The sequence below is a fragment of the Allostigmatella hybrida genome, assembly GCF_020103775.1.
GTDB lineage: Bacteria > Myxococcota > Myxococcia > Myxococcales > Myxococcaceae > Hyalangium > Hyalangium aurantiaca.
Genome location: NZ_JAHXBH010000055.1, coordinates 1 through 20,125 on the forward strand (window position 1 = coordinate 1; position 20,125 = coordinate 20,125).

A 20,125-nucleotide genomic window follows, 5' to 3' on the forward strand; every position below is an offset into this window, starting at 1 on the left:
GCGTGGCCACGTCGAGACTGGGGGAAGGGGAGAAGGCCATGCGGGCCCCCAGCATATGCTGCCTGCTCTCTGGCGCGAGGCGGGCACGCGGCCCGGCTCCACTTCGCCCATGTCCACCCGGCCCCGGAAGCTAGCGCCGTCCACGATGATGACGCGCGGGGAGTGGATGTCCCCCACCATGCGGCCCTCGCGGGTGAGCTCCACGCTCTCGGTGGCGCTGATGTTGCCCACCACCACGCCGCTGATGATGGCGTTGCGCACGGCTACGTTGGCCTTCACCACGCCCGTGGTCTCCACGATGAGGGTCTTGCTGAGCGTCAGCTCGCCCTCGACCCGTCCCCGGACGGTGAGGTCCTCATCGCCGGTGAGCCTGCCGCTGATGAGGATGGAAGGCCCCACCACCGTGTTGTCCCCGGACGCGCCGGTCAGATCCTTCGCCGTCGCCACGCGTCACCGCTCCTTCTGGTCCATGTCGACGTTGCCCTTGAACGAGGCCCCGTCGGCAATGAGGATGCGGGGGGCCTTGATGTCGCCCACCACGCGGCAGTCCGTCTTCAGCTCCACCTTGTCGCTGGCGACGATGTTGCCCGTCACCCGGCCGGCGATCTCCACGTTCTGCGTCTCGATGTCCGCCTCGACGACGCCGCTGCCCTCCACGTAGAGGCTCTCCTTGAGGGAGATCTTCCCCTTCACCGTGCCCTGGATGACCAGGTCTTCGTCGCCGGAGATCTCCCCGTCGATGACGATGCTCGAGCCAATGACCGTATTCGCCATGAGTGTTGCACCCCTCCGAAGGGTTGTGCTGCGTCCCGCGACGGGACGCTAGATGTCGTCCGGCAGCTTCACTTCCATCTCGATGGAGCCATTGAACACCGCCCCATCCTCGATGACGATGCGCGGCGCCTTGATGTCGCCGGCCACCTTCGCCGAGGTGTTGATGGACACCCGCGTCGAGGCGTCGATGTTGCCGCTTGCCTCGCCGTTGATGGTCAGCTCCTCGGCGCGGATGTCCGCCTGAACCTTGCCGGTTCCCTCGATGGTCAGGTGGTTCTTCAGGGCGATCTGCCCCTCCACCCGCCCCTCGATGACGAGATCGCCGCCGCCGGTGAGGCTGCCCTTGATGACGATGCCCTTGCCGATGATGCCCGTTTCGCCCTGTGCCATGCGGTGGTGACCCTCGGGAGCGCCATTCGCGTAGAAGACGGCCGTCATTATGTCAGAGATGGGCGGAGATCCAGCCGGAGATATCCCGGAACACCTCTTCGCGCCCCAGCTCGTTGAGCGGCTCGTGCAACATGCCGGGATACTCCTTGAACTTCTTGTCGGACGCGCCCACCGCCTCGAAGAAGCCGCGGGCCCCCGCCGGGGCCGCCACGCCGTCGTTGGATCCGCAGAAGATGAAAATGGGTGCTGTCACGCGATTGGCCTGGGCCAGGGCCTCGGTCTGAGCCTTGCTGGACTCGACGAACCAGCGCGGGGTGACGGTGTCGATGTAAAGGGGGTCCTCGCGCGTCATGCGCACCACCTCCGGGTCCCGGCTGAGGTCCTCCGGCTTGAGCCCGCTCTTGATGCGCAGCGCGGGCACCACCCAGTTGCCCACGTGCGCCCCGGCCCGCTTGGCCACCGGGGCCGCCAGCGCCAGCTTGAAGTAGGGGGCTGACAGCACCGCGCCCGCCACGCCCCCGGCGCCCTGCTCCAGGAAGTGGGCCACCATCAGCCCGCCGTGGCTGTGGCCGAGCAGGAAGCGCTTCTGGGTCCCCGCCGCCTTGCCCACCCGCTCCCAGGCCAGGGCCAGGTCGTCCAGGTACTCCGGCCACCGCACACAGTGGCCCCGGCGCCCCTCGGCGCGGCCATGGCCGCGGTAGTCGAAGCCGTGCACGGCGAAGCCGCTGGCCACCAGCGCGTCCGTGACGAAGCGGTAGCGCTGCATGTGGTCGCCGTAGCCGTGCACCAGCAGCACGTGCGCGCGGGGGGCGTCCTCCGGGACATCCAGCGTCCAGAGCAACCGGAGCTGGTCCTTCGCGCTGAAGAAGCCCTCGTCGTGGCGTGCCATCGGGCCCGGAACTTAGCGGCCCGGCGGCTCCGTGGACAGCATCTTCAGCTTCCGCTCCAGCCCCTGACGCTGCGCTGGCAGCTCGGCGGCCTCGGGATCCAGCGTCAGCACCTCCAGGGCGCGGCGCCAGGCCGCCGCCGCGTCCGTGGGCCGGGAGGCCGCCCGGTACGCATCCCCCAGGTGCTCGAGGATGACGGGCTCCTCGGGCTCCAGCTGGGTGGCGCGCTCCAGGGTCTCCACCGCGCGCTGGTACTCCTTGCGCCGGAAGTAGACCCACCCGAGCGAGTCGAGGAAGGCCCCGGTGTCCGGGCGCAGCGCCAGCGCGCGCAACACCAGCCGCTCCGCCTCCTGGACGTCGTGCCCATGCAGCACCAGCATGTAGCCCAGGAAGTTCAGCGCCGAGGCGTTGTCCGGGTTGATGCGCAGCACGGCCCGCATCTGCGCGAGCGCCCCGTCCACCTGGCCCTGCTGCTCATAGGCCCCCCCCAGCGCGTACAGGAGCGCCTCGTCCCGGGGGCGCTGGGCGAGCGCCTCGCGCAGCACCGCCACCCCCTCGGCCGGGCGCCCCTGGCGCTGCCGGGTGGCGGCGAGCGCCTCGTACAGCTCGGCGGAAGGGGTGCTCGCCAGGGCCTCCTTCAGCAGGGCCTCGGCCTGCGCGGGCGCCCCACCCCGCTCCACCGCCCGGGCATACTGCACCCACAGGGCCGCGTCCTCCGGGCCGTCCTTCAGGGCCTGCTGGTAGAGCGCCAGCGCCTGGGCATGCGCCCCCACCCGGGAGAGGCACCCCGCGCGGCGGATGCGCACCTCCTCGAAGAGCTCGGAGGTCTCCGGCACCTCGCCATAGGCCGCTGCGGCCTCGGCGTAGCGGCGCCTGCGCTCGTGGACGAGCCCCGCATAATAGGAGATGCGCGGCTCCAGGGATGTGCCCCGGCGGGCCGTGTCCAGCACCTCCGCCGCGGCGGCCGTCTCGCGCGAGGCGAGGAAGGCGAACGCCACCCGCACCGTCAGCTCCGGATCGTCCGACAGGGACAGCAGCCGGTCGAAGTACGCCCGGGCCCGGGTGGCCGAGCCCTGCTTGAGGGCCACCCGCCCCGCCGACAGCAGCACCTCCCGGTTGTCCGCATCCTGTTCGAGGGAGCGGGAGAACGCCTCCTCGGCACTCGCGAGCTGCCCCGCGGACTCGTACAGCCGGGCCAGCGCCACCCAGGCCTCCCCATCGCCCGGGTCCCTCTCGGTGGCGCGCACCAGCAGGCGCTCCGCCCGGGAGCGATCCCCCCGCTCGGCCAGGGCGAGCCCCAGGCGGCGGTAGCCCGAGGCCTCCCCGGGCAGCGCCGTGGCCAGCGCCTCCACCACCTTCACCGCCTCGTCCGGCTCGCGCGTCTCCAGGTACGCCTGGGCCAGCGCCCAGTAGGCCTCGGGCTCCCGGGGCCGCAGGCCCACCGCGCGGCGCAGGTGCATTCGCGCCCGCGTGTAGCGCTTGCCCTCCAGGAGGATGCGCCCGAGCAGCACGTGCGCCGGGTAGTACCGGGGCGAGCGCTCCACCGCCCGGCGCAGCTCGCGCTCGGCCTTGGCCAGCTCACCCAGCCGGGCGTACTCCTCGCCCAGTTGGGTGAGGAGGTAGGGGTTGCCCTCGTCCGTGGCCAAAGCCAGCCGCAGCTCATCCACCGCGGCCCCGTGCGCCCCGGAGTGGTGCAGGCGCCGGGACTGGAGAAAGTGCGCGTAGCTGGCCGGGGAGGCATACCGCTCCTGCCCCTCCCGGGCGTTGATGGCTTCGCGCATCGCCTCCCGGTCCACGGAGGGGCGCCGCCCGGGCGCCGCGGACGCGGACACGGACAGGCCCACCAGGACCCACAGCGGCACGGCTCGGTGGAGGCGAAGGGGGCGCACGCGGAAACCCATTCTAGCGCGCCGCCCCCCGCCTGGCACGGGCGAGCCCTTAGACGAGCGGCGCGCCGAGCTTGTCCAGGATGCGGTCCACCGGATCGCTGTCCTGGCTGACGTCCGCCACCGCCGGCTGGTAGGCAAGCCCGGAGGACGTCTGCAGCTCGGGCAGCAGCCGCTGGATGACGGTCCGGGCGGACTCAGCATCACACTCGGGCAGCATGACGCAGAACACCCCCGAGCCCATGTGGGCCACGGCATCCAGGGGGCGCAGCCGCTTGCGCAGCACATCCGCCGCCCCCCGGGGCACGTCCGTCTGGGGGCGCTCGGGCCGCAGCACCGCCACGCTCATGGGGCGGTGGTAGCGCCGCACCTTGGCCACCTCCACCTCCAGCTTCGCCATCAGCCCGCGCTTGTCGTACAGGTTGGTGCCCGGATCGCTGCCGGAGCGGAGCGTCACCGCGGCGGCCCGCTCGGGCTCCCGCTCGGCCACGGACTTCAGCGCGCGCTCGGTGCGGTTGAGCAGCTCCATAGCGTTGAAGGGCTTGCTCATGTAGTCCACGGCGCCCAGGTTGAGCGCGCGGACCTTCTCGGCCACCCCCTGGTGCGCCGACAGGAGGATGACGGGGATGTGCGCCGTGTCCGAGGAGGACTTGAGCGCCACCGTGGCCTCCAGCCCATCCAGCTTGGGCAGGAACACGTCCATCACCACCAGCTCCGGGCGCATGGAGCGTGCCCGGGCCAGGCCCTCCTGGCCGTCGCGCGCCACCTCCACCCGGTAGCGCGAGCGCAGCACCTCGGCGAGCACCGCGGCGATCTCCGCCTCGTCCTCCACCACCAGCACGCGCGGCTGCACGGGCTCCACCTTGGCCTGCGCCTGGGCCTTGCGCGGCGCCTCCTGCGCCATGGGCAGCGTGAAGACGAAGGTGCAGCCGCCCTCCGGGGGGCTCTCCGCCCAGATCTCCCCGCCGTGCAGCTCCACGAACTCCTTGCAGATGGCCAGCCCCAGCCCCGTGCCCTTCGGGCCGTGCCGGTACCGGTCGAACACCAGGTGCAGCTCGTCCGGGGGAATGCCCGAGCCGTCGTCCTGCACGGTGATCTTCACCGCGTCCCCATCCGGCCGCGTCAGGCGCAGGGCGCGCACCGTCACCCGCCCCGAGTCCTTCGCGTGGTGGATGGCGTTGGTGATGAGGTTCTGCAGCACCTCGTGCAGCTTCACCTCGTCGCCGATGAGCATCAGGCTCTCGGGCGCCTCGGCGCGCAGCGTCACCCCGCGCTGGGAGGCCAGGATGTTCAGCTCGTGCGTGCTCTCCTTGCACAGCACCGCCATGTCCAGCCGCCGGGGCTCGATGGACAGCCGCGCCGCCTCGCCCTTGCCCTTCTCCAGCAGCGACTCGACGAGCCCGAGAATCTTGCGGCCCTGGCGGATCATCGCCTCGGTGGACTGCTTCTGCTCGGCGTTGATGGGGCTCTCCAGGAGCAGCCGGCCATGGCCCAGCAGCACCTGGAGCGGGGCGCGCAGATCGTGGCTGCACACCGCGATGATTTCGTCCTTGAGCCGGTTGAGCTCCTTGAGGCGGCGGTTCGCGTCCGTCAGCTCGCGGTAGCGCTCCACGTACGCCAGCTCCAGGTCCTCGCGCTTGCGCTTGACGGCGGTGTGCAGGCGGGAGTTGCGGATGGCGTTGGCGAGCACGCCCGCGACGGCCTGCGCGAACTGCTGCTCATCCGGGCCGAAGGTGGAGTCCGGGCGCGAATGGCGCAGGAAGAGCGCCCCCAGCAGGTCGTCCTGGCAGATGAGCGGCTGCACCAGGATGGAGTTCACCCCCAGGGGCAGGATGCTGGGGCGCACATCGGCCATCAGCGGATCATTCTCCGCCTTCTCGATGAGCACCGCCTGGCGCGTCTCCAGGGCCCGGCGCAGCTCCGGGTAGCGGGCGATCTCAATCTCCAGGTGGACCAGGGAGGGGTTCTCCTGGGTGGCCACCACCGTGCCCGTGCGCGCGTGCGAGCCCTCCACCAGCACCACCGAGCAGCGGTCCGAGCCGGTGACGCGGCCCACCTTGTCCACGGCGATGTGGAGAATTTCCTCCATCTCCAGCGAGCTGGTGGCCGCCTGGGTGATTTCCAGCAACATCCCCATGCGCAGCCGGGTGCGCTCCTCGCTCTCGCGCAGGCGCCCGGCGCGCACCGCCGCCTCCACCCGGGGCACCATCTCCTCGGAGCCCCGGATGAAGCCATCCACCGCCAGCTTCTTCAGCGTCTCGCTGGAGCGTGAGCGCGACACGTCCGCCAGCACGGGCACATGCCGCAGCTGGGCGATGCTCCGGATGCCCTCCAGCGTCTCCGCGGCCTGCTTGGCCGCCGTGGCCAGCAGGATGACCTCGGGCTGGAGGCTGGTGGCCGCCTGCGGCACGCCCTCCACATCCTCGGCGGCGGCACATTCGAAGCCGCTCTCGGACAGCCGCGCCAGCAGGGACTCCCGCGCCGTGCGGGCGCCCACCACCAGGACACGGCCGCGCTGCTCTGGTGACATCCCGGCGCTCAAAGCGTGCCTCGACAGGGGGAGCCGTCAGCGGCTCCGCGAGGGAGTGGATCCAAGCCGTTCAGTGCGTGAACCTTCATGGGGTTGTGTCGAATCATGCCGTTGAATCCGCCCGCGAACCAGCAGACCCGCCTGCGGACGACTCACCAAAATTGAGAGGGTTGCCATGCAGCGTATACTCGCCCCCGTGCATTCCCCTCGAATCTTCCCGCCGGGCCGTTTCTGGCGCGCCACGGCCTTGACCGCGTGCTTCGCTACGTCCCTGGCCCATGCGCAGGGGACGGACGCGTGGAGTACGTTTCCTTCCACTTCCACACCTGCGGCCGGAGCAGCGTCCGAGGCGCCCAGCGCCCCCTCGCCCGCCCCCACGGCGGAGGCCACCACCGTCTCCACCCAGGAGCGGATCCTCCCGGGAGGCGAGCCGCACACGCCCGCCACCCTGCACAACGGATGGATCGACGCCCGGAACCTCCGCCACACCGCCAGTGCCGTGGGCGGCGTGGGGCTCCTGCGCGTGGCGGGGGCGGATCTCGGCACGCCCCGCCTGCTGCGCTTCTCGCTCACGGGCGAGTTCTTCCAGAACGGCGACTTCCCGGTCCAGGGGGCCGCCCACACGCGCACCTCGGGCAGCTTCGCGCTCGCCTACGCGCCGTTCGAGTTCCTGGAGGTGTTCACCGCCTACACCGTCACGGCGAACACCAACTCGCGCGCCTCGCCCCAGCTCATCCAGTCACTGGGGGACCTCACCCTGGGCGCCCGTGGCACGAAGCAGTGGATCCCGGGCCTGTGGGCGGGCGCCGACCTGCGGCTGCTGACGTTCTCGGGGGTGGGCAACCAGGACGTGGACCGGTACGCCTTCGGCTTCGCGCCGCGGCTCATCGCCACCTATGACGTCCCGCAGATCCGCCCCGAGTTCCCGCTGCTGCGCGTCCACGGCAACCTCGGCTTCCTCTTCGACGGGACGGGGGACCTGGCGGGCCCCAGCACGCTCAATGCCTCCGAGGAGTACGGGCTGGGCGTCAACCGCTACCACCGCTTCAGCCTCGGGCTCGGCGTGGAGGCCCCCCTGCGCGCCTTCACCCCGTTCCTGGAGTTCAACCTGGCCTCCCCGCTGGGCGTGGAGGACGGGGGCCTGATCGCCCCGGATGGACGGACCGTCTCCGCGCTCAGCGCGGCCCAGAAGACGTTCGGCCTGGGCGCCAAGGTCACCGCCCTCAAGGACGTCACCTTCAGCGTGGGGGCGGAGTTCGGCCTCTCGCGCACGGTGGGCCTGGGCGTCCCGGCGACCCCTCCGGTGAACGTCTTCCTGGGGGCCTCCTACACGGTGGACCCGTTCCACCGCGCGGGCGCCACCCGGGTCATCGAGACCGTGCGGGAGAAGCCCGTGGCGGTGTCCATGGTCCCCCGGACGGTGCAGGTGTCCGGGGTGGTGATAGACGCCAAGACGCGCCAGCCGCTGCCGGGCGTGCTCGTGCTGGTGCCGGGCTCCGGCCTGCCCCCGGTGGCGACGGAGCCGCAGACGGGGCGCTTCCTGTCCTATCCGCTGCCGAGCGGCATCACCGTGCGGCTCGCCCTCCAGAAGGAGGGCTACAAACACGTCGAGCGCGACCTGACGCTCACCCCCGATGCCCTTCCTGTCGTGGAGGTGTCGCTGGAGGCCATGGCCCGGCCGGCCACCCTCACGCTCTCCACCACCGTCCAGAAGAAGCCGGTGGCGGCCGCCCTGCGGCTGAAGGGCCCGAAGGCGCTGGAGCTCTCCACGTCCGCCTCCGCCCCCACGAAGCTGGAGGTGCCCCCGGGGCACTACCGGGTGGAGGTCATCGCCCCGAGCTACCTGGCGCAGACGCGCGACATGGACGTGGCCGAGGGCGGCGCGCTGGAGCTCTCCTTCGACCTGAAGCCCCTGCCCGGCAAGCCGCTGGTGACGGTGACGCCGAGCAAGCTGGAGTTGCAGCAGCCGGTCCAGTTCGTCCCGGGCAAGGCCGTCCTCCAGGAGGCCAGCCAGCCCCTGCTGGCCGAGGTGCTGGACGCCATCGTGCGCCACGGGCTCCAGCGCGTGCGCATTGAAGGCCACACGGACAACCAGGGCGACCCGGCCGCCAACCTGAAGCTCGCCCAGGAGCGGGCGCAGGCGGTGGCCAACGTCCTGACCCGGTCGGGGCTCGACGCGGCGCGCCTGGAGGTGCAGGGCTTCGGGGATACCCGCCCCATCGCCCCCAACCTCACGCCCCGCGGCAAGGAGCTCAACCGGAGGGTCGAGTTCATCATCCTGGAGCGGTGATGCCACAAAGGCGCCGCGCGGGTAGAGTCGGGGCCCATGACGGACCTCACCCGCTTGGCGCTCCTGCGCACCGCCCTCCTGTCCCTTCCTGTCCTCGCCACCGCCTGCGGTGGCAATGACAAGCCCCCGGTCAAGGATCCCCCTCAGGCCACGCTGTCGGTGACCGAGACCAACGTCGTCGGCACCAAGGTGACGGTGCAGGTGGGGGCCACCGGCTGCGACCAGCTCGAAAGCCTGTCCATCTACGACGGGGACAACTACATCAAGACGGTGGCCTACAGCGGTGGAGGCCTGGTCCCCGTGGACATCCAGCGCAACGAGTTCAAGTACACGAAGGGCATCGCGGGGTACTTCTCGCTCCGGGCGAAGGTGGTGTGCACCGACAAGCTGGAGAACTACTCCCAGCCCCAGCCGGTCACCTTCTTCCCCGTGGAGGAGGTGTACGACGCGCCCCAGGGCACCCAGGTGGTGACCGACAAGTTCGTCGCCGAGGGCAGCGGCGGCTCCGTCAGCTTCATCGGCTGCGGCAACGACGCGACGGGACTCCCCTACCTCTACCGGGTCACCAAGACGGGCACGGTCATCACGGAGAAGTCCGTGCGGATGCCGTTCCTGTGCACCAACGACACGGCCATCACCTCCATCCACCCGGTCTCGGGCAAGCGGTGGATCTGGACGCCCAACGCGGGCGCCTTCGCCTTCGACCGGAACCTGAACGTCTCCGGCCGGACGGACTTCCTCCTGGACCTGTTGGCGGTGGGCCAGGACGGCGATGCGATCATCTATGACGCGGGCGCGGGCGGGGAACAGAAGGCCGTGTACCGCATTGGGCACCAGACTCCCACTGCACCGGTGACCTACAAGTGGCGGTTCTTGGATTTGACGGGGTTCGCCATCACCACGCCCGTGACCACCACGGATGGCGTCGTCCTGGTGGCCTCCATCACGAACCAGGGCGCCTCCAGCGGCCGGGCCCGGGTCGTGGTGACGAAGATCAGCTATGGGGCGCAGAATGGCTCGGGCGGCGGAGGCAACGTGGGGATGTACCTCATGAAGGAGTTCGCCAGCGGGGAGATCACCCCGACGGTGAGCCCCCCGGCGACCTTCAGCGTGGACGGCACCCTGCTGTACATGGCCTTCAGCCTCCAGGGGGCCGCCACCGAGCTGCTCGCCTGCAAGACGCAGTCGGACGGGTGCGAGGGCACCGCGCAGTTCTGGACGCAGCCTCCCGTGCTGCCCCGGCAGATCGTCGCCACGGTGCCCTTCGCCAACAACTCCCGCCTGGCGGCCATCGCGCCCCAGCACGTGTTCATCCTCGATGCGAGCACCGGCACCGTGCTGAACAAGGACCAGGCCCCCCTCACCCCGGAGGGCGCGCTGGTGGTGAACCAGGTGCAATCGGGCGGCGGGGGCCAGTTCCCCGAGGCGCTCTTCGTGCTGAACAGCGCGGCGAACGCGCCCTACCCCGCGCCCCTGGAGATCGTCGCCACGGAGAAGGCCGCCAACGGTGAGCTGTTCCGCTACCGGCTCAATGCCGGGAGCATGGGCGCCTCGGTGGACGACGACGGCACGCTCTGGCTGCGCGTGGGCACGAAGCTCGTCCGCCCGTTGCCCCTGAGCGACTACCGGCAGGCGCGGCAGTAGGGCTCAGCGGGGCGGCGGCCCATCCGAGGGCCCATGCGCGTGCTGAGCCCATGACAGCCAGCGCGCCAGGGCCTTCGGCGCCCACCAGTTGAAGTCCCCGAAGAGGCGCATCATCGCGGGCACGAGCAGGATGCGGACCAGCGTCGCATCCAGCGCCACGGCGATGGCCATGCCCACCCCCATGGCCTTCACCACCACCACGTGGGCCAGCGAGAACGCGGCGAACACGGCCACCATGATGGCCGCCGCGCTGGTGATGAGCCCCCCGGTGCGCTCCAGCCCCTCGGCCACTGCCTGGGTGTTGTCGCGGGTCCGCTCCCACTCCTCGCGCATCCGGCTGAGCAGCAGCACCTCGTAGTCCATCGACAGGCCGAACAGGGCGCAGAAGAGCAGCACCGGCAGCGAGGGCTCGATGGGGCCGGGCTCGAAGCCCAGGAGGCCGCTCAGGTGCCCCTCCTGGAAGATCCACACCAGCGCGCCGAAGGAACCCGCGATCGACAGCAGGTTCATGAGCATCGCCTTGAGGGGCAGCACCACCGAGCCGAGCAGCACGAACAGCACCACGCACATCAGCCCCATCACGAAGCCAATGGCCCGGGGGGTGTTCTCGCGCACGAAGTGCCCCGCGTCCACGTCGCTCGCCGTCTGCCCCGCCACGAGCAGCCGTCCCTCCCCCACCGCCCGGTCCTTGCGGATCGTCTCGACGATGTCCCGGGCGGCCTGGCTGGAGGCAGGAGCCTCGGTGAGCACCCGCATGACCGTCACGCTGCCGTGCAGGTACGCATCCCGGGCCTGGCTGAACTCCTTGGGCAGCATGTCCTCGGGAAAGTCGGCCAGCTCCTGGTACGCCTCCCGGTCCATGCTCTCCTTGAGGTTGACGATGCTGTCGACGCCGAGGACGCCTGGAATGCCCGCGAACTGGCGGCTCTTGTCATAGAGCGCCCCCATGCGCTCGGCGGTGAAGGCGCTGCCCGAGGGGAACTGCACCACCACCAGCACGCCGTTGGCGGCCTGCCGGGGAAAGAGCTGCCGCAGGGACTCGGCGCCGCGCCGCGCCTCGGTCTCCGCGGGCAGGGCGGTGATGTCGGTAGCGGCCAGCTGGAGCCGCAGGAAGGGCAAGCCCACCGCCACGAGGATGGCCAGCGTGGGCACCAGCACCAGCACCGGATGGCGCATCACCCAGGTGGCCACGCCCTTCCACAGCCCCTCCTTGGGCTCGAACAGGCGCGGGAAGGGAACGCGGCCCCGGTTCACCCGGGGGCCCAGCCAGGACAGCAGCGCGGGCAGCACCGTCAACGCGAACAGCACCGCGAAGGCGACGACGAGCGCACCGCCAAGGCCCATCGCACTGAGGTACGAGCCCCGGTAGAACAGCAGCCCCGCGAGCCCCACCGCCACGGCCAGCCCCGAGAAGGCCACCGCGCGCCCCGCCGTGTCGAGCGTCCGCTCCAGCGCCTCCTGGGTGCCCAGCCCCCGCTCCAGCTCCGAGCGGAAGCGGCTGACGATGAAGAGCGAGTAGTCGATGGCCACCCCCATGCCAATGAGGGACACGACGTTGAGGGTGTACTGGGCCATGTCGGTGACGTGCGAGAGCACGAACACGCCCGCCACGCCCGAGAGCACCGCGAGCCCGCCCACCACCAGCGGCAGGAGCGAGGCCACCCACGTCCGGAAGACGCGCAGCAGCACCAGCAGCGCCAGCGGAAAGGAGATGAGTTCGGCGCGCAGCAGGTCCTTCTCCAGGAGCCGGTTCAGCGCGTCGATGAAGGCGATGCGCCCGGTGACGGTGGCCTGGAGCGGCCCCGCGCTCAGCACCGCGCGGACCTCGGGAAAGGCCCGGGTGGCCTCGCGGATGTCCCCCTTGAGCCGGACGAGCGCCAGGGTGTCATGCCCGGTGCCGGCCTGGAGCTGCGCGGCCACGGCCTTGGGCGCGCCCAGGGGCGAGAGCACCCCCTCCACGGTGGGCAGCTTCGCGGCGGCCTCCAGCGTGGCCTTCAGCGCCTCCTGGAACTCGGGGCTGGCGCTGCGCAGGGTGTCCGAGTGGAAGACGACGGCCAGGGTGGTGTCGGAGGAGCCCACCGTGGTGGCCGCCGCGAGCTGCTGGGCCTGCTCCGCCTCGGTGCCCTCGATGACGCCGGTGCTGAGGCGGCCGCCGTACACGAGGGCGGCCACCGCCAGGGCGAGGAACACGGCGCTCGCCACGAACACGAGCCCCCGGTGGTGATGGATGGCCCTCGCGAGCGCGCGAAACATGGCGGACTGGCTCCTTCCCGGCGGTACGGCGGACGGCTACCGCTTGTCGCACACCGCGAGCGCCCAGACGGGGAAGATCCGCAGGTAGGCGTCGTAATGAATGGCGCACGTCCGGTTGAAGATGCCGGCGATGGGCTCCGGCGGCCAGCGGCCGTCCGCTTGCTGACGGCCGCGCAGCCACTGGGCGCCCCGCCGGGCGGAGTCAGAGGCCTGCTCCCCCGCCGCCGCGAGCGTCAGCAGCGCCCAGGCGGTGTTGACGGCATGGCCCTCCTTGCCCTCGACCCAGCGCCCCTGGCGGCAGCTCTCGACCACCTCGCTCCAGGAGCCATCGGACCGCTGGTAGGAGCGCAGGAACGCCGTGGCCCGGCGAAGCGCGGGGTCCTCCGGCGAGGCCCCGGCGGCCAGCAGGCCATTCACCCCGAACCACGTCCCGTACGTGAAGCAGACGCCCCAGGAGCCCACCCACGAGCCATCCTCGCGCTGGATCTTCCGGATGAACGCCGCGCCCCGGGCGATGGCCTCGTCCACGCGGGCATCCGGGCGCTGGGAGTGCTTGCGCCACGCGGCCAGGGCCTGCACGCACGCGGAGGTACACTCCACGTAGCTGATGTCCACCATGATGGTGGAGAAGACATCCGAGGGGTTGAGCACCTCGAGCAGCTGGGGGCCGCGCTGAAGCTCGTAGGTGGCCCAGCCGCCGTCCGGGTTCTGCATGGACAGGATGAACCCCACGGCGTCCTGGAGCCGGGCCTCGGGCACGCGGTTGAGCCCCAGCGGCTCCAGGGCGAGACAGGCCTTGAGCCCCTCCGCCGTGCAGTCGCTGATGGGCCAGCCGTGGTCCCTCGTGCTGAAGGGCCAGCCGCCCTTGCTGGGGTGGCGGTAGAAGCGCGCGGGCTCGCGCGTATCCTCCAGCACCTGGTTGGCCTCGATGAACCGGGCGGCCTCCGCCAGCATGGGCCAGGTGGCCTCCGAGGCGCCAGTGGCCACCACCGCCTGGACGGCGAAGGCCGTGTCCCACAACTCCGAGGAGTTGTAGCCGTTCATCTTGATGCCGTCGGCCGCCTCGTAGAAGTAGTCCGGCAGCCGCTCCAGGTGGGCGCGCACCTCGGGCCCCTCCGGGTTGACGAAGTGCCACACCACCATGTTGAGCACTTTGTTGATGGGGCCGATGCAGATGTAGTGCGTCGCCTCATCCTCGGCGCGGATCTGCTCCAGCGCGAAGCCGAGCGCGCGCTCCCGGAGCTGCTTCCCCGCCACCCGCTCATAGCCCAGCATGAGCTGGTTGGCGGCCTTGAGCCACACCGTGCGCGGCGTATAGACATCCGTCGGCGACACGCGCTCGCGCGCGGCGGTCCAGTCCACCTGCGCGTAATCCCCGTCGAAGATTTCCCGCCGGATCGAAGCGAGCAGCGGCGACTCGGGGGCCCGGGCCTTGCGCCCATAGAGCCAGCTCATGGGCAGGTACACCATGCGGCAATGGCACCAGAGCCGGGACGGATGGAAGGGCAGCGACTCGGGCAGGAGCCACAGCTCGGGGGGCACCGGCTGCAGGCCGCGGTACTCGTACAGCCCCAGGAGCGCGAGGATGATCTTCCCCCACGCGCCACTGGCCAGCGCGCCGCCCCGGGGCAGGAACCACTGCCGGGCCCTTCTCAGCCCCGTGTTGTCCTCCGTCACCCCCATGAGCCGGAGGGCCACGTAGTTGAGCACCGAGGTGAACACCTGGCTGGGCGACTCGACATCCAGTCCCCAGCCCCCATCGGCGTTCTGGTGGCGGCGCAGGTACGCCACGAGCCCCTCGCGCTGCGCAGGCTCCGGGACGCGCCCCATCACGTGCAACCCGGCGACATAGATAGGGATGAGGAACTGCGGCCCGCCGTAGTCTCCGTACCACGAGCCCTCCGCGTCCTGGGTCGAGGCCAGCACCTCCAACCCGCGCTGGATGATGGGCTCGGACCGGGGGACGCGGACCTCGGGGGCGGCGCTCATGACGTCAGGGCTTCCGGCTGGAGGTTCCCCGACAGGCATTGCTGGTAGATCGCCCGCAGCGCCGGAGCCGACGCGACGTTGCGCTGGGTGAGCAGGATGATCTCCTGCACGGAGGCGCGGCTGATCTTCACCGGAGTGGGCTCGAAGACGGCCGGGTTGTTCTCCAGCCGGGAGAGCGTGAGCACGGCGAAGAACAGGGGCAACAGACAGAACAGCCGCAGGCCCGGCTCCTCCACGGGCAGGCGCAGCGCGTACTCCAGCGAGAGGTCCGCCTCGCGCCGGGCCACGGCGATGAGCTCGTTGTGCATCGCCACCGCCCGTCCCCGGTTTTCAGGATTCAAGAGCGTGGGAGCGGTGAGCCCATGCGCCGACATGAGGGTCTGGGGAAGCCAGCAATAGCCCCGCTCCAAATCCTCGCGGACATCCTTGAGGATGTTGATGAGCTGCAGGGCCCGCCCGAACGCAGGGGCCAGCGCCCGGAGCGCTTCTCCCTGGGGCGCGAGCTGAGGCGCAAACCCAATGAAAAGATCCGTCAGCATTTCTCCGACCGTGCCCGCCACGTAGTAGCAGTAGGTCAATGTAGCCTCCAGGTCCTTCAGGCCACTGGCGGGCGGGGCCAGCTCGAGCTGGCGGCTCACATCCCCCATGCCATCGGCCATGGCGCGCACGCAGCGCACGATGGGAGGCTGGGTCCACCGGGGCAGGGCCGCGAAGGTCTCCAGCACGGTGCCCGTGCGGCGCAGCAGCCGCGCCTCGGGCTCCGGGACGGAGGGCCTCAGCCAGTGCTCGACCTCGGCGATATAGCGCGGCACCTCGTGGCGCCACCCCTCGGGCAGCTCCACGAAGTGGGCGAAGCGCGAGAGGAGTTGCGCGCGCTGCGCGGCGCTGCAGGTCGCCTCGTCCTCGATCGTATCGACGATCCGGCAGAGAAGGTAACCCACGGTAACAACGAGATCCAACGGCTCGGGGAGAACCGGGATGTTGAGGGCGAAGGTCCGAGAGACCTCGGGCAGCGCCTCGCGGCAGAAGGCTTCAGGGTTGCTCATGATGTGCCGCCCGTGGAGAAGAACGGGCAAAATTGCGCTATAGCAGTGAGCAGCGGCTATGGGGAGCTTCTTGAATACGGACGTGGTCATCATCGGGGCAGGCCCGGCGGGCTGTGCAAGCGCGGCGGCATTGTCACAATTGGGCCATTCAGTTCTTCTTGTGGATGCGGGGCAAGACCGCGGCAAGCAGCTCGCCGGAGAGCTGCTCCACCCGCCAGGCGTGGAAGACTTGCGCACGCTGGGATTCGGGCCCGCCCTGGAGGCCTGCGCGGGCCAACCCGTCCTGGGCTTCGCCGTCGTGGACACCCGGCGCGAGCAGCGCACCACCCAGCTCACCTACAACGGTTCGAGCCGGGGGCTGTCGCTGGAGCACGCGCGCTTCGTGTCGAGCCTGCTGGAGGCCGTCGAGCGGCTGCCGCGCGTCACCGTGTGGCGCAAGACGCGGCTCACCGAGCTGCATCGCAACGATGCCGAGGGCGTCGAGTTCACGGTTGTCCGCGGTGGGGAACGGCGGCAGGTGCGCACACCTCTGCTGGTGGCGGCGGACGGGCGCAACTCCTTCGTCCGCAAGCTCCTGGGCATCCAGGAGCGGCACGAGCGGCTCTCCAGCATGGTGGGGGTGACGGTGGACGCGCGCGCCCTGCCCCACGCGAGCCATGGGCACATCTTCATCGGGGGCAATGCCCCGGTGCTCGCCTACGCCATTGAGGACGGCGTGGCGCGCGTGATGGTGGACATCCCCCTGGGCTCGACCGCGCAGCAGCTGCACGCCTCCCCGGAGCTGCTCAACGGCGTGCCCCAGCCCCTGCGAGGCGCCATCCTGGAAGCGCTGGTGCGGGAAACCCCGCGGATGGCCTCGAATGACACGCGCCTGCCCCAGCGGGTGACGCAGGGCCGGGTGGTGCTGGTGGGGGACGCGGCGGGGTGCTGCCACCCGGTGAGTGCCAGTGGGATGGCCTCGGGCATCAGCGATGCCATGGCGCTCCAGCAGTCGCTGCGCGAGAGCCTCAACAACGTGCCGCGCGCCCTGCGCCGGTACGTGCAGCGCCGCCGGTCCGCCCAGCGCACGCGCATCGCCATGGCTTCTGCGCTCTATCAGGCGTTCTCCATCCAGCGCGAGGACATGGACGCGCTGCGGACGGGACTGCTCCGCTACTGGGAGGAGAGCACCACGGGCGGACGCAACTCCATGGAGCTGCTATCCACGCGCGAGACGCGCATGTGGGTCATGGCGCGCGAGTACATGCGCGTGGTCGGCTACGGCATCGGCGCGCTGACATCGGAGGCCTTCAGCCACCAGCGCCGGGACTTCGAGACGCTCATGCGTGCGGGCACGGGCCTGGTGACGTCCGCGTTCCCCCACCTGCAGGGCTCGGCGCGGGGAGGCCTGGAGGACGCCTTCACGGCCTTCTCCGCCAGCCGGGAGTGGCGCCGGTAACGGGGGCGGCGTGATCAGCTGAGAGAGGGCCCACGGGAGGAGCACGAGCGCCGATGTAGCTCTGCCCGGGTAGTCCTCACCAGGGAGTACCAGCGTCGCACCACAATACCGCAGATTTGTTAGGGTAGAGACCTCGGAGGTTCTGCTGCATTGGTACTACTCACGAGGTGGCTACTCCTCACCCTTCTGCTGGTGGCGAACAGGGCCGCCGCCCAATCCCATCCTCCCACTCGGCAGCGCCAGGATCGGCGCGCCGCGCTGCCCACAACGCCCGCAGAGCCCGTCCCCGAGGTGTACGTGGCTGCGGGCAACCTCACCACGGTGGCTTTCAACGGGCCCCTGGACCGGGACAGCCTCGTGATGGATCGAACCCGCTTCAAATGGGTGGATGTCGGCGATCGCATCCTCTCGCTTGAGCCCTTCACAGACCTGGGGCCGGGCGAGCGGCTCATCATGCAGGTCGGCTTCAAGGACAGGGCTCTTCCTACGAAGGCCGTCCTAGCCGTCGTCTCCAAGGCGGACGTGATGGATGGCAAGGTGGAGATCGATAGGCGGGCGAACACCCCCGAGGCTCTGCTCGCGGCCCTCACTCTGAAGGAAGCGGAGTTGGAGGAACTCAAGGCTCGGTACGCGGAAAGCGGTCCCGCCGGGCTCGTTCTCTCCGAGTGGCTTGGTAAGAAGATGAATCCCTTGGAGTTCTTCATCACGCAGGCCACAGCAAACGGGAGCGGCTTGCATGTGGTGGAGAGCATTGGTTACGAAGGCGCGTCCTCGACATTGATAGCTGTCCGGCTGCGCAACCTTCCCGGCCAGAAGCGCTGGGTGGCGGGGAAGGCACGCATCACCAGCGCGACAGGTGCTCCGGTGGAGGTGTTCTCCGTGCACACGAAGCAGGAACAGCTGGCGCCGGGCGAAGCGGGGCTGGTGGTGCTGGAGATGAAGGCGCCCCCCTGGTCTACCGGAAGAGCATTCAGCGTGGAACTGGAGGACGCCAGCGTCCAGCGGCGCCTTTCTTTCAACCTTCTGGCGCAGTAGGAAACCCCCGCCCATGACGGACGCCCTTCACCCGGACCACCTCAAGCCGGGAGACATGGTAGGCCCCTGGCGCATTATCGAGTCACTGGGCAGCGGCAACTTCGGCCACGCATTCAAGGCCGAGCGCGACGGGGAGTTATTCACGCTGAAGATGGCGATCAGGCCTGCCTCGGAGCTAACCCCAGACACACCCGAGAAGGCGCTGGAGCAGCGGCAGGTGGATGGGCGTATGCGCCACGAGGCCGCCACCCTGATGGCCAACACCAGCCTCCCCGGCCTGCCCAACATGCGCGCCGTGGACAGGTGGCCCCACTCCACCAAAGGCTACATCTACATCGTCACCGACTATGTTGCCGGCGAGCCCTTCCATCACTGGCGCGAGCGCACCCGGCCCAACGCAGCCCAGCTCGTGGACATCTTTCTCGAAGTGGTGCGCGCCGTGGGCCGCTTGCACCGCCGCCGCATCCTCATCCGGGACTTCAAGAGCGAGCACGTCATCGTTGGCCCAGACGGCAAGCCGACGATGGTGGATCTGGGCAGCGCGTGGCTGCCGGGTGCATCCACCCTCACGGTGGGCCTGGCTCCAGGAACGCCGCACTTGCTGCCCCCCGAGTGCGTCACCTTCCTCCGCGAGGGCACATGGAAGCAGGGGGCTCGGTTCGAAGTGGGTGTGGCGGGCGACCTCTACCAGTTGGGCGTCTTCATGTACGAGGCACTCACGAACTGCTGGCCCTTCGACCCTCGGCTGACGGCGGAGGAGTTGCTGACGGCGATTCAAACCATCATCCCTCGCGCGCCCCACCGCATGAACCCAGAGGTGCCTGAGCCGCTCAGCCGCATTGTCATGCGATTGCTCGAGAAGTTGCCGGAGTACCGCTACGAAAGTGCCGAGGCGCTACACCAAGCGCTGTGGGATGCAGCCAAGGAGCGCACCAAGAAGGCCTGGAAGGTACGGCTGGTGCTGTCTCCCGAAGGGCCTGCCCCCATGACCCAAGACGAGGTGGAGGAGATCCGCCTCCACAGGCAGGAGACGGATCGCCGGGTCAAGGAGGCTCAAAAGCAAAAAGCGGAAGAACTCTCCAACGAGCAACTCTTTGAGCAGGTTTCTGCCACTTTCAAGGAGATGGCGACGGAGTTGGAGACCGTCAATGCGAAAGCCACCCGACGCAAGAAGTGGTGGCGCCGAATCGCCCTCGTGGCGGGCCCGCTCCTGCTGGGCCTTGCCCTTTTCACTGCGTGGAGGGAGTGGCGCTCTCCCGCAATTGCCCACGCTGCATCCGAGAAAGGAAGCCCGCTCATGTTCCCCCTTAGCAACTCCTGGCCCGCCAGGGCCGCCGCAGCTTGGTTGTGCGCCGCCTTCAGCGTTGGCTGCCCTGCGGCCCAAGTGCGGCCCCTGCCCGAGGACTGCCCCCAAGACACTGTCCGAAGCATGGAAGCAATGAACTTATTCAAGGGTGCTGGCTACCGCATCATCATCGACATCAACCAACCAGGCACAAACCAACAAGTGGGCACCTACAGCGCCGGCCCCGTCGTTAGCCGCGTAGTAAAGTACGAGTGGACAGGCCCGCTCCCTGACAGCACCCTCCTGTACGGGCAACTCTGGACAGAAGGTCTCACAAAGGAGGGACCGGAGGCGGTCTTGGGCCGCTATACCGAGGCTCTCCTGCCGAATGGGCGCCGTGTCCCGGTGTGCTTCGTGCTGGGGGACCAGACGGGCCTCACCATCAAGCATGAGGGTTCGAAACCCGGCGAAGCGCGCTTGCCGCGCGAGTGGAGCGCCTTGGCTGTTCGACGATGGCCATAACCCTCAAACCCTGCCAAGGCCATGGGCTTAGAACTCCTAACAAAAATAGGGACTGAAGCCTCCGCCCAGAGGGGTGGGCCCCCTGAGGCATCCCCTCATTTAGCGAGCAGGCAGACAAGCGTTGACTGGGCCGTCTGATGCAACAAGTAGGGTCCA

General features: G+C 69.7%; 14 protein-coding genes. 5 read left to right on the plus strand and 9 right to left on the minus strand.

Going from position 1 to position 20,125, the window contains the following annotated elements:
- The 6 genes from KY661_RS36645 to KY661_RS36670 all read right to left on the minus strand — a co-directional run.
- Positions 1-447 (minus strand): bactofilin family protein (locus tag KY661_RS36645; RefSeq protein ID WP_225414611.1); only part of this gene is annotated, 447 nt, incomplete at its 3' end.
- 3 nt (positions 448-450) lie between these two features.
- Positions 451-774, minus strand: a complete 324-nt coding sequence (locus KY661_RS36650; RefSeq protein ID WP_002620136.1) for a bactofilin family protein — start codon at positions 772-774, stop codon at positions 451-453.
- A gap of 48 nt (positions 775-822) precedes the next feature.
- Positions 823-1,164: a bactofilin BacN gene (gene bacN, locus KY661_RS36655; RefSeq protein ID WP_075008451.1), complete on the minus strand. Its 342-nt coding sequence runs from the start codon at positions 1,162-1,164 to the stop codon at positions 823-825.
- 52 nt (positions 1,165-1,216) lie between these two features.
- Positions 1,217-2,053 (minus strand): alpha/beta hydrolase, encoded by an 837-nt coding sequence (locus KY661_RS36660; RefSeq protein WP_225414612.1) that lies wholly within the window; start codon positions 2,051-2,053, stop codon positions 1,217-1,219.
- 12 nt (positions 2,054-2,065) lie between these two features.
- Positions 2,066-3,940, minus strand: coding sequence for a tetratricopeptide repeat protein (locus tag KY661_RS36665; protein WP_225414613.1), 1,875 nt, complete (start codon positions 3,938-3,940; stop codon positions 2,066-2,068).
- 49 nt (positions 3,941-3,989) lie between these two features.
- Positions 3,990-6,467 carry an ATP-binding protein gene (locus KY661_RS36670; RefSeq protein ID WP_225414614.1) on the minus strand — a complete coding sequence of 826 codons (2,478 nt, stop codon included), beginning with the start codon at positions 6,465-6,467 and terminating at the stop codon, positions 3,990-3,992.
- Between the two features lie 175 nt (positions 6,468-6,642).
- Here KY661_RS36670 and KY661_RS36675 point away from each other — a divergent pair, with 175 nt between their 5' ends.
- Both KY661_RS36675 and KY661_RS36680 read left to right on the plus strand, forming a co-directional pair.
- The gene (locus KY661_RS36675; RefSeq protein ID WP_225414615.1) at positions 6,643-8,757 is read left to right on the plus strand and encodes an OmpA family protein; all 2,115 of its coding nucleotides are present in this window, start codon (positions 6,643-6,645) and stop codon (positions 8,755-8,757) included.
- Positions 8,758-8,793: 36 nt separating this feature from the next.
- Positions 8,794-10,401 carry a hypothetical protein gene (locus tag KY661_RS36680; protein ID WP_225414616.1) on the plus strand — a complete coding sequence of 536 codons (1,608 nt, stop codon included), beginning with the start codon at positions 8,794-8,796 and terminating at the stop codon, positions 10,399-10,401.
- A 3-nt stretch (positions 10,402-10,404) separates the two neighbouring features.
- Here KY661_RS36680 and KY661_RS36685 read toward each other — a convergent pair whose 3' ends face one another.
- The 3 genes from KY661_RS36685 to KY661_RS36695 are packed head-to-tail and all read right to left on the minus strand — an operon-like array spanning position 10,405 to position 15,689.
- Entirely contained in the window at positions 10,405-12,654 is a 2,250-nt protein-coding gene (locus KY661_RS36685) for an MMPL family transporter (protein WP_225414617.1), read from the minus strand.
- 36 nt (positions 12,655-12,690) lie between these two features.
- Complete coding sequence (locus KY661_RS36690) at positions 12,691-14,643, minus strand: 2,3-oxidosqualene cyclase (RefSeq protein ID WP_225414618.1); 1,953 nt, start codon at positions 14,641-14,643, stop codon at positions 12,691-12,693.
- On the minus strand, positions 14,640-15,689 hold the full coding sequence (locus KY661_RS36695; RefSeq protein ID WP_075008346.1) for a phytoene/squalene synthase family protein: 1,050 nt from the start codon (positions 15,687-15,689) through the stop codon (positions 14,640-14,642). The genes KY661_RS36690 and KY661_RS36695 overlap by 4 nt, the downstream gene beginning before the upstream one ends.
- A 58-nt stretch (positions 15,690-15,747) precedes the next feature.
- On the opposite strand from KY661_RS36695, the gene KY661_RS36700 reads away from it, so the two are divergent.
- The 3 genes from KY661_RS36700 to KY661_RS36710 all read left to right on the plus strand — a co-directional run bounded on the left by KY661_RS36700 (position 15,748) and on the right by KY661_RS36710 (position 19,969).
- Entirely contained in the window at positions 15,748-17,127 is a 1,380-nt protein-coding gene (locus KY661_RS36700; RefSeq protein WP_225414619.1) for an FAD-dependent oxidoreductase, read from the plus strand.
- 150 nt (positions 17,128-17,277) lie between these two features.
- Complete coding sequence (locus KY661_RS36705; protein WP_225414620.1) at positions 17,278-18,162, plus strand: DUF2381 family protein; 885 nt, start codon at positions 17,278-17,280, stop codon at positions 18,160-18,162.
- A 13-nt stretch (positions 18,163-18,175) separates the two neighbouring features.
- The gene (locus tag KY661_RS36710) at positions 18,176-19,969 is read left to right on the plus strand and encodes a serine/threonine protein kinase (RefSeq protein ID WP_225414621.1); all 1,794 of its coding nucleotides are present in this window, start codon (positions 18,176-18,178) and stop codon (positions 19,967-19,969) included.
- Positions 19,970-20,125 lie beyond the last annotated feature (156 nt).

Bases quoted from the DNA above. Each gene is read 5' to 3' on its own strand.
- KY661_RS36650 (WP_002620136.1), bottom strand. From the start codon at position 774: ATGGCGAATACGGTCATTGGCTCGAGCATCGTCATCGACGGGGAGATC.
- bacN (WP_075008451.1), bottom strand. From the start codon at position 1,164: ATGGCACAGGGCGAAACGGGCATCATCGGCAAGGGCATCGTCATCAAG.
- KY661_RS36660 (WP_225414612.1), bottom strand. From the start codon at position 2,053: ATGGCACGCCACGACGAGGGCTTCTTCAGCGCGAAGGACCAGCTCCGG.
- KY661_RS36670 (WP_225414614.1), bottom strand. From the start codon at position 6,467: ATGTCACCAGAGCAGCGCGGCCGTGTCCTGGTGGTGGGCGCCCGCACG.
- KY661_RS36675 (WP_225414615.1), top strand. From the start codon at position 6,643: ATGCAGCGTATACTCGCCCCCGTGCATTCCCCTCGAATCTTCCCGCCG.
- KY661_RS36680 (WP_225414616.1), top strand. From the start codon at position 8,794: ATGACGGACCTCACCCGCTTGGCGCTCCTGCGCACCGCCCTCCTGTCC.
- KY661_RS36685 (WP_225414617.1), bottom strand. From the start codon at position 12,654: ATGTTTCGCGCGCTCGCGAGGGCCATCCATCACCACCGGGGGCTCGTG.
- KY661_RS36690 (WP_225414618.1), bottom strand. From the start codon at position 14,643: ATGAGCGCCGCCCCCGAGGTCCGCGTCCCCCGGTCCGAGCCCATCATC.
- KY661_RS36695 (WP_075008346.1), bottom strand. From the start codon at position 15,689: ATGAGCAACCCTGAAGCCTTCTGCCGCGAGGCGCTGCCCGAGGTCTCT.
- KY661_RS36700 (WP_225414619.1), top strand. From the start codon at position 15,748: ATGGGGAGCTTCTTGAATACGGACGTGGTCATCATCGGGGCAGGCCCG.
- KY661_RS36710 (WP_225414621.1), top strand. From the start codon at position 18,176: ATGACGGACGCCCTTCACCCGGACCACCTCAAGCCGGGAGACATGGTA.